Consider the following 15,785-nt stretch of genomic DNA (forward strand, 5'->3'; position numbering starts at 1 on the left):
TGCTGATCATCAAACGCGTTATTTTCGGCGATCCTGTTTCTGGGCAATTTTCATCCCCACTTCCTGGAACAGCTGAACAATTAAAACCAGCAGCACCACGGTAATCACCATCATCCCGGTTTCATAGCGATAGTAACCAAAACGAATGGCGATGTCCCCCAGACCGCCGCCACCAACAATCCCAGCCATCGCTGAATAGCCTAAAATAGTGGTCGTAGCAATCGCCGCCCCAATAATCAAGGAAGGTTTTGCTTCGGGGATCATCACCTTGGTCACCACTTGTATCGGGCTGGCCCCCATTGACAAAGAGGCCTCAATAATGCCATAATCCACCTCTTTAATGGACGACTCCACTAGCCGGGCAATAAACGGAGCTGCGGCAATCACCAGCGGGACAATCGTAGCCGTAGATCCGATAGTGGTTCCGGTGATCATCCGAGTCAGGGGAATCACCGCTATCAGTAAAATCAAAAACGGAATCGATCGAGTAATATTAACAACAATATTAAGCACCTGGTTGACTACCTTCATCGGCACAATCCCCTCGGAATCGCTGGTGACCAGCAAAACACCCATGGGTAATCCGATTAGATAGGCCAAGAGTGTTGAGGCCAAGGTCATATAGAGGGTTTCCAACGTTCCCTGAGCAATGAGGCCAGTCATTGAACTATCCCACATGAGCGCTCACCTCCTCAACAGTAATTTGATGTGAACGCAGATAATTAATGGCCCGGGCCGCACTCAGCTCATCCTCAGGCAATTGAATAACCATTTGTCCAAAAGCGAAGCCATCGATATTTTTCATATCAGCATGGAGAATATTCACCAGGCATTTTGTTTCCAGAACCATTTTTGCCATCACCGAGTCACTGGATGATTTTTCGTCAAATACGACCCGATAGGTGTTCTTACCCATTACTACCGAACCCTGATCGCCCTCGGAAAAAATCATTTTTTTTGCAATATCGGTTTTCGGATTCCGGAAAATGTCTTCAACTTCGCCATCTTCGGCAATCTGACTTTTATCGATGATCGCCACATGGCTGCAGATCTGCTCCACCACACTCATTTCATGGGTGATGATCACAATCGTGATCCCCAATTTATGATTAATTTCTTTTAACAGCTTAAGAATTGAATTGGTGGTCGAGGGATCCAGAGCCGAGGTGGCCTCATCACACAGCAAAATTTTGGGATTATTGGCCAACGCCCGGGCGATGGCAATCCGTTGCTTTTGACCTCCGGACAACTGCGCCGGATAGGCCTTGGCTTTATCGGGCAGGCCCACCAGTTCTAACAATTCAGCCGCTCTTTTTTTTGCCGTTTCTTTATCCACTCCGGCAATTTCCAGGGGAAAAAGAATGTTTTTCTCGGCAGTGCGTTGCATCAGCAAATTAAATTGCTGAAAAATCATGCCCACTGAATAACGCACCGTTCTTAGTTCTTTTTCAGTTATTTTCGAAATATCCTGTCCATCAATGAAAACGCTACCACTGGTGGGCTTTTCAAGAAGATTGATACAACGAACCAGGGTGCTTTTGCCAGCCCCACTCATACCAATAATCCCATAAATATCGCCCTGGTTAATGCTTAGATTGATACCATCCAAAGCCTTTACTTCGCCACTTTTGGGACGAAAGGTTTTCCCCAGATCCTTTATTTCAATGATGGGTTTCAGAGACGTCTTTTCTGTTTCGATGTTCCTTACCCTCCTACACTCAATAAATTTATTGTTTTAATGAACTTAACACCAATCAGGCATTCCCGCTTTGTTTAGCTATTTGACAACGTTTCAAACTGTCCGCCACTATCTGACAGTAATCCCATCAATCATTTTGTCTAATACACATTGCCGTTGCCGATCTTCACAATGACATAAGTCCTATTAAAAACAGTGGGTTAAAACACACCCACCGTTTATTATAGTCTCGATTTGATTTTCTTGTCAAGCCAAATAGCGCAATCCCTACCTTAAATATCGGTAATTTGTGCGCCAAAGGGAAACAATGCCAGTTTGGCAAACTTAAACCATTGCAGACCAAACGGGATTCCAATTAAGGTAATGCAATAGATAATCCCCAGAATCGCCGATGCCGCTGCCAGCCCCCAACCAAAAATCAATATCCATAAAATATTCAGGATCACCGAACCCGTTCCCATCTGTGAATAATCGACCGTTTTTCCAAATGGCCAGAATACCAACTGCGCCATTTTAAAGGCTTGCAACCCCAGAGGAATCCCAATAATCGTGATGCAGCAAAGAATTCCGGCTAAAAACCAACCAATTGCCATAATCAGGCCCCCAAAAATAATCCAGATAATATTCCCAATAATACTCATACTAGTCTCTTTTCATTTTTTATTTTATGGATGGATCCCGAGCGACTGCAGCCTTTTTAAACTCACGATTGCCAATATGACAGTACCCGCCGGGATTCTTTATTAGATACTCCTGGTGATAGCCTTCTGCTGCGCTATAGTTCTCCAGCGGCAGCACTTCGATGGCCAGCGGCACCCCATATTCCATCCTTAATGCCTGAACCGACGCTAAGATCACCGCTTCATCGGCAGGATCCGAATAGTAAATACCCGTACGATACTGAATTCCCACATCGTTCCCCTGACGATTCACGGCAACCGGATCGATGACTTCAAAATACATACTCAACAAAAATGGTAGGCTGATCACCTGATTGTCATAGGTGACCTTAACTACCTCAGCATGCCCGGTGTTGTGATGACAGACATCCTCGTAGGTGGGATTTTGGGTTTTGCCATTGGCATAACCGACCTCGGTTTTGATGACTCCCCTAATGGCTTTAAAATACATTTCCGTTCCCCAGAAACAGCCGCCAGCCAAGGTGATTTCTCTGACATTATTATTCAAATTTTCTCTTATCATATCAGTTTCCTTTCCAGATTTCCATAATTTTTTCGACCGTGATCACTTGCTGTTCAGCCTGGGTGATCGATGCTGTACCATCGCCAGCCTGCAATCCATAATTGCCAAAGCCACTGTGATTGCCCCCAGCAATTTCATAATAGCTGGCTTCCCGCGGCATCTTATCCCGGCCTTTAGCCAGACCCTGCTGATCAATAATCTGATCGGCACTGCCATAGAGACTTAGTACCGGATGACTGCTTTGAGTCAGCGATTCATTGGGATATGCACCTAAGAGCACCAACCCGGATACCTGATCTTCATGTTCAGCCAGATAGTCCGAGGCCATCGCCCCACCCAGGGAGTGCCCAACCATCACCCAATTCTCAATTTCCGGTATGGTTTCCATTACCGCATCAGCTCCATTTATATTAAACACCGCCAGATTAAAGGGCATGCCGACAATCACTGCCGGATAGCCTTGTTCTGCTAGTGCCCGTACTAACGGAGCATAGGCGATGTCTTCCACCTTCCCGCCGGGATAAAAAATAAAGCCTGTTTCATTTTGACCTGCTGTTGGCATAAATATCGTCAGATTACCTTCCTCTCGAACATTCACCTGATCACTTGAAATCAGGGCATCATGAGCCGTTTGATCGGCATGATAGTAATCCCCCAAATACGTCAATATCCCAATAACCAAAGCTACCAATACGATTCCAAGTATTTTTACAATTTTTTTTGCGGTTTTTCTTTCTTTCATCGCTGCTCCTTAGTGATGTGGGCTGTTGCTTCTGATCTCACTTTTATACCCCAACCCATTATAAAACAACCATTTCGTCATTTTAATTTTTCAAAAAATAAAAAAACCGCAATCGCTGCGGTTCTGTTTTTTAAATGGTGACCCATGGGCGACTTGAACGCCCGACACCCTGATTAAAAGTCAGATGCTCTACCAACTGAGCTAATGGGTCAGATAGATTAATTAATATTTATTTGTCTTAAAACGACTGAGTTAATGGGTCAGATGCTGTTTTTCTTTTCTCTGCTTAATAAAAATGGCAGGGGTAGCAGGACTCGAACCTACGAAATGCCAGAATCAAAATCTGGTGCCTTACCAACTTGGCTATACCCCTATAAAAATAATAACGATATAAAAAAATGGGGTGGATAATGGGACTCGAACCCACAACATCCAGAACCACAATCTGGCGCTCTAACCGATTGAACTATACCCACCACGATATAAAAACAAACTAAAAAATGGTGCGCCTGAAGGGATTCGAACCCCTGGCACACGGCTTAGAAGGCCGTTGCTCTATCCTACTGAGCTACAGGCGCTCAATCCTTTTCGCAAAAATGGAGCGGGTGAAGGGAATCGAACCCTCGCGACTGGCTTGGAAGGCCAGGGCTCTACCACTGAGCTACACCCGCATTGCCTCTCTTAGAGACAAGTGTTAGTATACTTGAAATAGGCAGTGTTGTCAACTCTTTTTTAATTATTTTTTGTTTTTATGGGCGCTCAAAACTCGGTCAGTCTGAACCGAAACAAGGCTTAGACTATTTTAATTCCAACACCTTTTTTGAAGATATAGGCCGCAATCAAAAATGAACTGATCAGCAATCCCATTGTCAAAAGAACGTGTATCACAATATTGCCCTCGCAGACGCCGATATAGGCGTATCGGGAAACATTAACCAACGGAAAGATCGGATTGAGATAAATTAAATTGGCCAAAAATCCTGGCAGTTTAGAAACCTCAAAAAAGACCCCTCCTAAATAGGTAAGTGGCGTGATAATAATTGCCAGAGCAAAATTCATTTTTTCAAAATTATCTAAAACAAGACCGGCAATTAAACCCACCGAAGCAAACACAAAGGACGTTGCCGTCAGTGAGAGAACAAAAAAGATTGGATATGCAACTTCATAGCCCACGAAAAATATCGTCGCCACATAAGTCAAAATGCCAACCAGCACCCCGCGAAACATTCCACCAAAGACAAAAGCCAGAATTTTTTCTGCCAGTGAGATGGGATAGCTGTTTAGATCCTGAATGGTGTTTTGAAATTTCTGTGAGATCATTGAAAAAGCGGGATTTTGAAAGGCCGCAAAAATTGCTCCCATCGTCGCTAAACCGGGAACCAGAAAATTGAGATAGCTAATTCCATCAATCCCGACTTCTCTGGTTTGCAACATTCCCCCGAAGATCAGCATATATAATATATTCGAAATCAGTGGCGCCAGTACTGTCTGTACCGGAACCTTCATAAACCGATGGATTTCTTTATTTAAGAGGGTTGCAAATCCAACTCTGTTATAAAAAACTCTACTTTTCATTTGCTCTCCTAATGTTTAATGATATTTAAATAAATATCTTCCAGTTTTGGTCTTTCGACCACCAGATTGGTGAATTCCAAGTTTTTCTCCGATAGTTGCCTAAAGACTTTGGACAAGTCTTTTTTTGAGGCTTTCAGCTGCAGCCTGGTTTTATCTTCAATATGCGGATGATAGTCACTTAAAAAATCAAAGTCAGCCAGATTAAGTGCCTGATCAAAGTGAACCTCGATGATTGACTCCCGGGAAAAGGCATCCATCAGTTCTTCTTTGGGTTCATCAGCAATAATTTTCCCGCCATCAATAATCACAATCCGCTTGCACAGCTTTTCAGCTTCTTCAATATAGTGGGTGGTCAGGATGATCGTGGTTCCGGACTGATGCAGCTTAACCAGAAAATCATATAAGGTATGGCGCATTTCAATATCAACACCCGCTGTTGGCTCATCGAGAATCAGGATTTTGGGCTTATGAACCAGCGCCTTGGCAATCAGAAACCGTCTGCGCATTCCCCCGGACAGATCCCGAATGCGGGCACTACGTTTTTCGGTTAAGTACAAGGCCTCCAGAACTTCATCGATATAGGCCTTGTTGTTTTTGATCCCAAAGTAACCGGATTGTTTTTTTAAGGCTTCATCAACAGTAAATACAAAATCATAGCCCGTATCCTGGGGGACGATGCCGATAATTTTTTTTGTTTCCAGTTCCTTCTTATCAAGATCGTAACCACCGATGCTGACACTCCCCTGGGTCTTTTTCACATTACCGGCCAGGATATTGATCAAGGTGCTTTTACCCGCCCCATTTTGTCCCAGCAGGGCGGTGAATTCCCCTTCAGCAATTTCTAAATTGATGTTTTTTAAAGCCTCTTTTTTTCCCTTTTGATAGGTCATTGATACATCTCTTACACTGAGCATCGCTTGCCTCCTTTTCCCTGCTACAATCAATCATTCCAAAGCGGGATGATTTTTGCCTCGATTTCCCCTTTTTCTATGGTAATCAGCCCATAGCTTGCGGGATCATCCAAGCGGGGTGCCCCTACCGAACCGGGGTTCATCAGCAACACCTGGCCATCATCTTCAATGTAAGCGTGGTGGGTATGTCCATAGAGAATCACTTGCGCACTCTTTTCCAACCCGGCATAGTAAAGATGATGCAGATCATTCTTGACCCCGTGTTTATGACCATGACAGGCAAACACTCTAAACCCACCTAATGTGGTTTCCAGTGACATACTACCCTGATCAGCAAACGAGTCCAAGTTGCCCTTTAAGATGTGAACGGGGGCGTTCGTGATCGTTCGCAGATACAGCGCATCTTCCACATAATCCCCCAAATGGATAATCACATCCACCGGACCCATTTCCTCAACAGCCTGTTTTACAGCTTTCAGATTGCCGTGGCTATCGCTCATTACGCCAATTTTCATTTTATCCCCCATCCCTTAGTCTTTTCGTACAAATAAAAATCCCCATTGCCCGTTTTTTATCGTGCCTGATTCAGCAGTTCCCGGGCCTTTTGAATGGCAAGGGCACGATGACTGAGGCGGTTTTTTTCTTCCTTGCTCATGTCACCGTAGCAACGTCCGGATGCTTCATGAATGAACAGCGGATCATAGCCAAATCCCCCGCTGCCGCAATAGTCACTGGCAATTTTTCCCCGAACCAGTCCTTCACAGGTCAACTCCCGACCATCCGGCAAAATCATCGCAATGGCCGTAATAAAGGCAGCGCCCCGCTGCCCTTCCGGAACATTGGCCATTTCTTTTAAAAGCTTCTTATTATTGTCGCCATAACTGACATTGTCGCCAGCATAACGGGCCGAATAGATTCCCGGAGCCCCACCAAGGCAATCGACTGACAAACCGGAGTCGTCTCCCATAATGATCAGATCTTTGCCCTGGACATAGGGCTGCAAGGCCCGTACCTTGATCAGCGCATTCGCTTCAAAGGTCCGGCCATCTTCAATAATATCCAGATCAATATCTAAATCCTTCATCGTCATGACTTCAAAATCATCGCCCAGCATTGCTTTCAACTCATTGGCCTTATCCTGATTTCCAGTCGCTAACAGTATCGTTCTCATGATTATTTACCCGTTAATCCTGTAATGTATCTTTCTGGAAAGCGATAATTTCTTTGATACTCGCTTCGCCCAGTTCTAATAGTTTTTGCAGTTCTTCCTTTTTAAAGGGCCGTTCTTCACCGGTGCCCTGTATTTCGATGATTTCACCCGCTTCAGTCATCACCATATTCATATCGACCTCGGCATGTGAATCTTCTTCATAACACAGATCAACAATGGCTTCGCCCTGATAAATTCCGACACTGGTGGCCGCGACATAATTGGTAATCGGCATTTCGGCAATTTTTCCGGCTTCGATCAACCCTGACAAGGCATCATGAAGAGCCAGAAATGAGCCGGTAATTGCTGCCGTTCGAGTTCCGCCGTCGGCCTGGATCACATCACAGTCGATCCAGATGGTTCGTTCCCCGAGCATCGTCTGATCGATGACGGATCGCAGACTCCGCCCGATTAAGCGCTGAATTTCCATGGTTCGGCCATCGATTTTGCCCCGATTCCGATCCCGGCTTTTTCGATTGTTGGTTGATGCCGGAATCATTTCATACTCGGCGGTGACCCAGCCTTTCTTCTGGCCTTTTAAAAATGGCGGCACCTTGTCTTCAACCATCGCAGTGCATATGACCTTGGTATCGCCGACTTCAATCAGCACTGATCCCTGGGCATTTTTTATAAAGTGTCGGGTGACTCTGATTGGTCTTAATTCGTGGGCTTCCCGACCATCAATTCGTTGGTTGATCGCTTCTGTTGCTTTTATTTCTTCACTATTTTCCATATCTTACCTTTTTCTGTTTCTTATTTTTTAAGGGATTACTGCAACGATGCAATAATCCCTTAGTTAAAAATTCTTGTTCTTTAATACTATTCGGTGTTACCGCATCCTAAGCCAGATGTTTGGCAACGACCGCTCGAATAATTTCGTTGGCAACCTGGGCATTGGCTTTTCCTTTGGTGGCCTTCATCACCTGTCCGGTTAAAAAGCCGTACGCCTTTTCGTTACCAGCCCCGATATCTTCGACCGATTTGGGATTATCCGCAACAATTTTTTCAATGATGGCTTCCAGCTCGCCGGTATCACTCATCTGTGCCAGTCCCTGTTCTTTGACGATATCTCCAGCATTTTTACCGGAAATAAACATTTCTTTTAAAACTTCTTTACCGCTGGTTCCGCTGATGACCTTATCCTTAACCAGTTTCAAAAGTTCCACCAGTTGCGCCGGAGTAATGGTGATAGTTTCCATGCTTTGTTCATTTTCTTTTAAAAGCGGCGGAATTTCCACCATCATCCAGTTGGAAATCTGTTTGGGTTCGTTATATAGCGCCACTGCTTCTTCAAAGAAGCGGGCGGTGACCCCAGTAGTCGTCAATACCCCGGCATCGTATTCCGGCAGTTTGTATTCATCTACATAACGCTTCTTTTTAGCTTCTGGCAATTCCGGCAGTTCACTTTTAATTTTTTCGATATATGACGGTTCCAGCACAATCGGTACCAGATCCGGTTCCGGAAAATAGCGATAATCGTGGGCTTCTTCCTTGCTTCGAAGCGATGAGGAAACCCCTTTGGCATCATCCCATTTACGGGTTTCCTGAATGATTTCTCGACCTTTTTTAAGTTCGATGATCTGGCGTTTGCTTTCATATTGAACCGCTCGAATCAACGCCCGGAAAGAGTTCAGATTTTTCATTTCGGTTCGGGTTCCCAACACTTCGGAGCCTTTTTCCCGAATTGACAAATTCACGTCAAAACGCATCGAGCCCTGTTCCATCTTACAGTCAGAAACGCCGGTATATTCCAGAATATTCCGAACCTTTTCGGCAAAGGCCCGGGCTTCCTCGGCACTGCGCAAATCCGGCTCGGTGACGATCTCAATCAGTGGGACGCCACAGCGATTGACATCCAACAGGGTTCCATCGGCCGATTCGTGCAGCAGCTTACCGGCATCTTCTTCGATATGGATGCGGGTAATGCCGATATCTTTTTTAACCCCGTCTACCTCAATGCCGACTGCACCACCGGTACAGATCGGTAAATCAAATTGCGAGGTTTGATAGGCTTTGGGCAAATCCGGATAGAAATAGTTTTTTCGGTCCATCTTGCTGAAATGAGCAATTTCGCAATTAAGCGCCAGACCGGCCCGGGTCGCATATTCGACCACTTTTTCATTGAGTACCGGCAAGACGCCCGGCATCCCCAAACACACCGGACAGGTATGGGTATTTTCATCCTGGCCAAACTCGGTTGGACACGAACAGAATATCTTTGTTTTTGTGCCCAACTCCACATGGATTTCCATTCCAATGACAATTTCATATTCCATGATTTAGACCTCCGTTCCCAATGGTGCTTTTAAATTCGTCAGACCGGATTCCTGCTCAAAGGCCCATGCGGCTTTTAACAGCGTCTCTTCGCTTAAAATCGGCCCCAACAGCTGCATCCCAATCGGCATCCCGTTATTGTCCAGGCCACAGGGAATTGAAACCCCGGGAATCCCGGCAATATTAACCGGTACGGTGTAAATATCGGTCAGATACATCTCCAATGGGTTGCTGGTTTTTTCGCCAATCCCAAAGGCCGTGGTCGGAGCAGTTGGCGTCAGCAATACATCACAGCCGCCAAAGACCTGATCAAAGTCGGCTTTGATGATGGTTCGCACCTGCATAGCTTTTTTATAATAGGCATCATAATAACCAGAACTGAGGGCATAGGTACCCAGCATGATCCGACGTTTTACCTCATCACCAAAGCCCTGGCTTCGGGTTTTTTTGTAAAGATCAACCAAATCGCTGTATTCTTCGGCCCGGAAACCATAACGGATACCGTCATAACGAGCCAGGTTGGAGCTGGCTTCAGCCGAGGAAATCATATAGTAGGCGGACAAGGCATAGTCCAGATGCTGAAAAGACACATCGACAATTTCGGCCCCCAGGGTTTTATAGATGGCAATGGCCTCTTCCAGACTTTTGCGGACTTCCGGTTGCAGACCTTCGCCGAAAAATTCTTTGGCCACGCCAATTTTTAGCCCCTTAACCCCTTGTTTGAGGTTTTGGGTATAATCGATTTTTCCCAGATTGAGAGAGGTGGAATCCTTGGCATCATGACCAACAATGGCGTTCAGCACCAGAGCGCAGTCTTCGACATCCTTGGTGAACGGTCCAATCTGATCCAGTGATGAGGCAAAGGCTACCAAACCATAACGGGAGACCAGACCATAGGTTGGTTTCATCCCCACTACTCCGCAAAAAGCTGCCGGCTGACGGATCGATCCACCGGTGTCTGATCCCAATGTGTAAAAGGCTGTGTCGGCTGCCACGGCAACGGCTGATCCGCCGCTGGAACCGCCAGGCACCTTGTTTAAATCCCAGGGATTACGGGTCTTTTTGTAAGCTGAGTTTTCGGTGGAAGAACCCATGGCAAACTCATCCATATTGGTTTTTCCAAGCAAAATCCCCCCCGCTTCGCTAAGCCGGTCGTAAACCTCGGCATTATAAGGCGGATTGAAGTTATACAGCATTTTTGACGCACAGGTAGTTAAGATCCCTTTGGTGCACATATTGTCTTTGAGTCCGTAAGGAATCCCTTCCAGCGGGGTTCTTTGGGCTCGCACGGACAGCTCGGCATCCAACCCCCGAGCCATTTCCAATGCTACTTCGGTCTGGAGACTGAGATAGGCATCAGTGCTTTTTTCAACGGCGTTAATGCGGTTAACCACCGCCTGGGTTACCTCCGTAACCGTCACTTCTTTTTTATCCAGAAGGTCATTTATTTCATGTATGGTTTTTTGATATAATTCCATTATTGCCTCCTATTCCATAACCCGGGGAACCTTAAAGCACCCGGCTTCGCTTTCCGGCGCATTGGCCAACGCATCTTCATTGCTCAGACAGGACTTGATTTCGTCCTCCCGAAACACATTCTGGACGGCCAACACATGTTCAGTGGCTTTAATTTGGGATGTGTCGAGTCCGCTGAGGGTTTCGGCATAATCCAGCACGGCTCCCAGTTGGTCGGCCAGAGCGGTCACTTCATCCTCGGAAAATTCCAAACGGGCAAGATTGGCCACGTAGGTGACATCTTCTCGTATTAAACTCATAGTTCTTATCCTTTCTTTGCTGCTGACTTTCGATCTTATTCTTTTGGTCACTGTTTACGCACTTTATTTACTATAAATGCACTGATTTGCTATGTTAACAGCCAAAGCTGTCAGTCTGATTCTAAAAATCACCCTTCATTATAGATCAAACCCACCACCTGTGACAAGAGCTAAAAACGCATCTTCATCAATTATTGCAATTCCCAACTCCTGTGCTTTGGTGTATTTTGACCCGGATTTTTCTCCGGATAGAAGAAAGTCGGTTTTTTTGCTGACGCTGCCAGCGACCTTGCCACCGTTTGCTTCGATCAGGGCTTTGGCCTCCCGGCGGTCGAGGGTGGGCAGGGTGCCGGTGAGTACAAAGGTCTTGCCAACCAGGGTCTGGGACTCCTTATCGGTTTCTTGAACCATATTGATTCCCGCCGCTGAAAGCCCGCTGATAATTTCAAGATTGGTGGGGGTCTGAAAAAAATCGACGATTTCGGTAGCCATTTTTTCGCCAATTTCAAAAATCGCTTTGAGATCGTCTGCCTGGGCCAGGATCAAACTGTCCATTGTCTTAAAATGCTCTGCTAGAATTTTCGCCCCTCTGGCACCCACCAGGGGAATCCCCAACCCAAAAATCAGTCGTGAAAGATCCCGTTTTTTAGAGGCTTCAATTCCGGCCAGAAGATTATCAACTGATTTTTCACCCAGCTTTTCCAGGGTGACCAGCTGCGCTCTCTTGTGATCGAGATGATAGATATCGACCGGGTTACTCACCAGCTGCTCGTCCATCAACAATCGCAGCACTCCCGGCCCCAATCCTTCGATATTCATCGCATCCCGGGAGGTAAAATGCACCAGTTTGCGAAACACCTGGGCCGGACACGCCATGTTCAGGCATCGGGTCACCGCTTCTCCGTCAATTCGGAAGGTCGGTTCGTCACATACCGGACAGCGTTTTGGCATTTGAAAAACCACCTCGTTGCCCGATCGCTTTTCAAACACCACATGATCCACTTCCGGAATTACATCACCGGCTTTCTGGATCACCACATGATCGCCAATGCGAATATCTTTATTACGGATATTGTCTTCATTATGGAGGGTGGCCCGAGCAATCACCGACCCGGCCAATGATACCGGCCTAAGTTCGGCCACCGGGGTCAGGGCGCCGGTACGGCCCACCTGAACGGTGATGGCATCGACGGTGGTAAGTGCCTGATCCGGGGCAAATTTATAGGCCATCGCCCAACGGGGGCTCTTTGAAGTGTTACCCAACTGCTCCCGATAGGCTAATTGATCCACTTTTATCACCAAACCATCAATCTCAAAGGGTAACTCTCGTCGTTCCACTTCCATCTCGCTACAATAGTCAATAATCGCTTCGATATCGCTAAAGGTTTTAACCGCACTGGTTTTAAAACCCAGCTTTTTTAAATAGTTCAACGTCTCCTGATGCGTTTTGGGTTCAAACCCTGCCGCCGCTTCCAGATTAAAGATAAAAATATCCAGCGGCCGAGAGGCTGTTAGCCTGGGATCCAGTTGCCGCAATGAACCGGCGGCGGCATTTCTGGGGTTGGCAAAAGGGCTTTCCGCTTCAGCCAGGCGCCGCTGATTCAGCTTTTCAAAATCTGCCTTGCACATAAACACCTCACCCCGGACTTCCAGGGTTATCGGTTCCAAAAGACGCAGCGGAACCGACCGGATCGTTTTGAGGTTGGTAGTGACATTCTCTCCTTCCACCCCATCGCCCCGGGTGGCCCCCTGGACAAACAGACCCTTTTCATAATTGAGCACAACCGTTAACCCATCAAACTTGTATTCCACCACATAGGTGGCTTCGGGACAGGTTTGCCGCACCCGGCGGTCGAAATCCCGGAGATCTGCCGCATCAAAAGCATTGCTGAGACTCAGCTTGGGACGACTATAAACCACCTTCTCGAAGCCCTCAGAAGGACTGCCACCAACCCGCTGGGTCGGGGAATCCGGCGTAATCAACTCTGGGTTTTGGGTTTCTAAGTCAATCAGTTCTTTAATCAGCTGATCATAGTCATAGTCTGAAATCAGGGGGGTATCATCAAGATAGTAGGCCCGGTTATGAGCTTCAATTTCTTTCTTTAAGTCTTCAATTCGGGTTTTACTCATACGCATTTCCTATCCTTAACTGCTTATTAACTATGCTTTTTCCACAAAGGTCGGATCCATTTTTTTGATCCCGACCCCCGGAAAGGCTACCGAAATCATGTTGCTTTTTACCTCAACCACAGTGCCAATGCCAAATTTTTTATGCTTAACCTTATCGGTCAGTCCAAAATTATTTTCTGAGGGGCTGTTGTTCAGGTTAACGGCATTGGCATTATTTCTGCGAATCGCCACCTTCGACTGGGTCACCCGTTCGGAAAAGGTCTTATTTTTCTTCATTTCAATGTCAATCTCCGGCTTGCGCTCGTAACGCTGTTTATTCTCCACACACACCGCATCCGGCATTTCTTTTAAAAACCGGGACGGGGTTTGCAATTGACGGCGACCATAGAGGGTTCTTTCGGCGGCCCAGGAAATATAGAGCCGTTTCATGGCCCGGGTAATACCCACATAACAGATGCGCCGTTCTTCTTCAATATCCTCCGGGGAATCCATCGCTCGACCATGGGGAAAAATCCCCTCTTCGAGGCCGGGGATAAAGACAATCGGAAATTCCAGACCCTTGGCGTTATGCAAAGTCATCAGCAACACCTTGCCCTGATCGCCATCGTATTTATCGGTTTCTGACGATAAGGCCACCGTTTCCAGATAGGCGCTGAGGCTTTGGTCATCACTGTTTTTCTCAAAGTCGGTGGCTGAGGAGACCAGTTCCTGAAGATTTTCCAGTCGACTTTCACCCTTATCCATTTTTCCGGTTTCCAGCATTTCCAGATAACCGGTTTTTTCAATCACTGCTGCGATCAGCTCACTTAAGCTGGCCGTCTCCTGGATCGCTGCCAGTTCTTTCATCAGTTCACTGAAGGCCCGAACCTTATTTTTGACACTGGGGCTCAGCTCTGGAATTTCTTCAACGTGATGGAAGGCCTGCATCAGGCTGAAGCTTTTAAAATTGGCATATTCGGCAATCTTTTCAATGGTTGCCGAACCGATCCCCCGCTTCGGCACATTGACAATCCGCATAAAGCCCATATTGTCTTTGGGATTGCTAAGGACATTTAAATAAGCAATAATGTCCTTGATTTCGGTTCGGGAGTAGAATCCGGTTCCGCCGATTAGCTGATAGGGTAGACCGGCCCGCATCAGGGCTTCTTCAAACAGCCGGGACTGGGCATTGGTTCGATAAAGGATGGCAAAATCGCCATAGATACCCTGGCCTTTATTGATCGTGTCATTAATCTCATCCACAATAAACCGGGCTTCATCATAACCCTGGTTAAAAGAGGCAATCATAATTTTTTCATCGCCGTCATTATTGGTCCACAGCGCCTTTTCCTTGCGACCGGTGTTTCTGGCGATGACACTGTTGGCACAATCCAGGATGGTTTGGGTGGAGCGGTAGTTTTCTTCCAGTTTAACTACCCGGGCACTGGCATAGTCTTTTTCAAAGTCCAGAATATTATTGATATCTGCGCCCCGCCAGCCATAAATACTCTGGTCATCATCGCCGCAGACGCAAATATTTTTATATTTGGCGGCCAGCATATTGACCAACTCGTATTGGCTGTGATTGGTATCCTGATATTCATCAACCATGATGTATTTAAAGCGATTCTGGTATTGTTCCAGAATTTCGGGAAAGCCTTTAAATAATACCAGGGTATTGTAGATCAGATCATCAAAGTCCATCGCATTGTTGGCTTTGAGGCTTTCCTGGTAGCGTTTATAATAAACAGCAACCTTTTCTTTTCTGAAATCTCCAGAATTTTCTTTCAAATAGGCGTCAGGACTGACAAAATTATTCTTGGCAGTGGAGATTTCACCACTTAAAAACTGATTGGTAAAATATTTGTCGTTGAGACCCAATTCTTTAATCAGGCTCTTGTACAATCGTTTCTGATCGTCCATATCATAAATAACAAAATTATCATCATAACCCAGCCATTGGGCATGACTTCGCATGATCCGGGCGCACATGGCATGGAAGGTCGACATCCAGATCCGTTTACTGTCCTCTATATTCATTTTGGCAATCCGTTCCCGCATTTCACCGGCGGCTTTATTGGTAAAGGTGATCGCCAGAATCTGCGACGGCCATGCCTGTCCGGTTTCAATAATGTGGGCAATGCGATGGATAATGGTTCGTGTTTTTCCCGATCCGGCCCCAGCCAGTATTAATAGCGGCCCATCGATGGTTTCTGCTGCTTCTCTCTGTCGAGCGTTTAACCCGTCTAATAAACTCATGTATTCTCCTAAATATTTATTTCACCGG

At 46.3% G+C, this 15,785-nt stretch carries 15 protein-coding genes and 5 tRNA genes; all 20 read right to left on the minus strand.

Features of this window, described 5'->3' with window-relative positions:
- Positions 1-18: 18 nt before the first annotated feature.
- The 20 genes from ACWI_RS11270 to pcrA all read right to left on the minus strand — a co-directional run bounded on the left by ACWI_RS11270 (position 19) and on the right by pcrA (position 15,757).
- Entirely contained in the window at positions 19-678 is a 660-nt protein-coding gene (locus tag ACWI_RS11270; RefSeq protein WP_070371545.1) for a methionine ABC transporter permease, read from the minus strand.
- On the minus strand, positions 668-1,609 hold the full coding sequence (locus ACWI_RS11275; protein WP_410171686.1) for a methionine ABC transporter ATP-binding protein: 942 nt from the start codon (positions 1,607-1,609) through the stop codon (positions 668-670). The genes ACWI_RS11270 and ACWI_RS11275 overlap by 11 nt, the downstream gene beginning before the upstream one ends.
- Before the next feature lie 362 nt (positions 1,610-1,971).
- The gene (locus ACWI_RS11280) at positions 1,972-2,340 is read right to left on the minus strand and encodes a YccF domain-containing protein (protein ID WP_070371547.1); all 369 of its coding nucleotides are present in this window, start codon (positions 2,338-2,340) and stop codon (positions 1,972-1,974) included.
- 19 nt (positions 2,341-2,359) lie between these two features.
- The gene (gene msrA / locus ACWI_RS11285; protein ID WP_175440947.1) at positions 2,360-2,902 is read right to left on the minus strand and encodes a peptide-methionine (S)-S-oxide reductase MsrA; all 543 of its coding nucleotides are present in this window, start codon (positions 2,900-2,902) and stop codon (positions 2,360-2,362) included.
- A 1-nt stretch (position 2,903) separates the two neighbouring features.
- Complete coding sequence (locus ACWI_RS11290; protein WP_070371548.1) at positions 2,904-3,644, minus strand: alpha/beta fold hydrolase; 741 nt, start codon at positions 3,642-3,644, stop codon at positions 2,904-2,906.
- Between the two features lie 135 nt (positions 3,645-3,779).
- Positions 3,780-3,855, minus strand: a tRNA-Lys gene (locus tag ACWI_RS11295).
- Between the two features lie 85 nt (positions 3,856-3,940).
- Positions 3,941-4,017, minus strand: a tRNA-Gln gene (locus ACWI_RS11300).
- 26 nt (positions 4,018-4,043) lie between these two features.
- Positions 4,044-4,120, minus strand: a tRNA-His gene (locus ACWI_RS11305).
- Between the two features lie 25 nt (positions 4,121-4,145).
- A tRNA-Arg gene (locus ACWI_RS11310) sits at positions 4,146-4,222 on the minus strand.
- 19 nt (positions 4,223-4,241) lie between these two features.
- Positions 4,242-4,315, minus strand: a tRNA-Gly gene (locus ACWI_RS11315).
- A 121-nt stretch (positions 4,316-4,436) separates the two neighbouring features.
- Entirely contained in the window at positions 4,437-5,219 is a 783-nt protein-coding gene (locus ACWI_RS11320; RefSeq protein WP_070371549.1) for an ABC transporter permease, read from the minus strand.
- Positions 5,220-5,227: 8 nt separating this feature from the next.
- The gene (locus ACWI_RS11325; protein WP_070371550.1) at positions 5,228-6,133 is read right to left on the minus strand and encodes an ABC transporter ATP-binding protein; all 906 of its coding nucleotides are present in this window, start codon (positions 6,131-6,133) and stop codon (positions 5,228-5,230) included.
- A 26-nt stretch (positions 6,134-6,159) separates the two neighbouring features.
- Entirely contained in the window at positions 6,160-6,645 is a 486-nt protein-coding gene (locus tag ACWI_RS11330) for a metallophosphoesterase family protein (protein ID WP_070371551.1), read from the minus strand.
- Positions 6,646-6,701: 56 nt separating this feature from the next.
- Complete coding sequence (rdgB, locus tag ACWI_RS11335; RefSeq protein ID WP_070371552.1) at positions 6,702-7,301, minus strand: RdgB/HAM1 family non-canonical purine NTP pyrophosphatase; 600 nt, start codon at positions 7,299-7,301, stop codon at positions 6,702-6,704.
- Positions 7,302-7,314: 13 nt separating this feature from the next.
- A complete protein-coding gene (gene rph / locus ACWI_RS11340; protein ID WP_070371553.1) occupies positions 7,315-8,073 on the minus strand; it encodes a ribonuclease PH in 759 nt (252 codons plus the stop codon).
- A 106-nt stretch (positions 8,074-8,179) separates the two neighbouring features.
- Positions 8,180-9,616, minus strand: coding sequence for an Asp-tRNA(Asn)/Glu-tRNA(Gln) amidotransferase subunit GatB (gene gatB / locus ACWI_RS11345; protein WP_070371554.1), 1,437 nt, complete (start codon positions 9,614-9,616; stop codon positions 8,180-8,182).
- Between the two features lie 3 nt (positions 9,617-9,619).
- Positions 9,620-11,092: an Asp-tRNA(Asn)/Glu-tRNA(Gln) amidotransferase subunit GatA gene (gene gatA, locus ACWI_RS11350; protein WP_070371555.1), complete on the minus strand. Its 1,473-nt coding sequence runs from the start codon at positions 11,090-11,092 to the stop codon at positions 9,620-9,622.
- Between the two features lie 9 nt (positions 11,093-11,101).
- Positions 11,102-11,389 (minus strand): Asp-tRNA(Asn)/Glu-tRNA(Gln) amidotransferase subunit GatC, encoded by a 288-nt coding sequence (gene gatC / locus ACWI_RS11355; protein ID WP_070371556.1) that lies wholly within the window; start codon positions 11,387-11,389, stop codon positions 11,102-11,104.
- 138 nt (positions 11,390-11,527) lie between these two features.
- The gene (gene ligA, locus ACWI_RS11360; protein WP_479714949.1) at positions 11,528-13,519 is read right to left on the minus strand and encodes an NAD-dependent DNA ligase LigA; all 1,992 of its coding nucleotides are present in this window, start codon (positions 13,517-13,519) and stop codon (positions 11,528-11,530) included.
- A 30-nt stretch (positions 13,520-13,549) separates the two neighbouring features.
- The gene (gene pcrA, locus ACWI_RS11365; protein WP_070371558.1) at positions 13,550-15,757 is read right to left on the minus strand and encodes a DNA helicase PcrA; all 2,208 of its coding nucleotides are present in this window, start codon (positions 15,755-15,757) and stop codon (positions 13,550-13,552) included.
- Positions 15,758-15,785: the final 28 nt, after the last annotated feature.

This window comes from Acetobacterium wieringae, from assembly GCF_001766835.1.
GTDB lineage: Bacteria > Bacillota > Clostridia > Eubacteriales > Eubacteriaceae > Acetobacterium > Acetobacterium wieringae.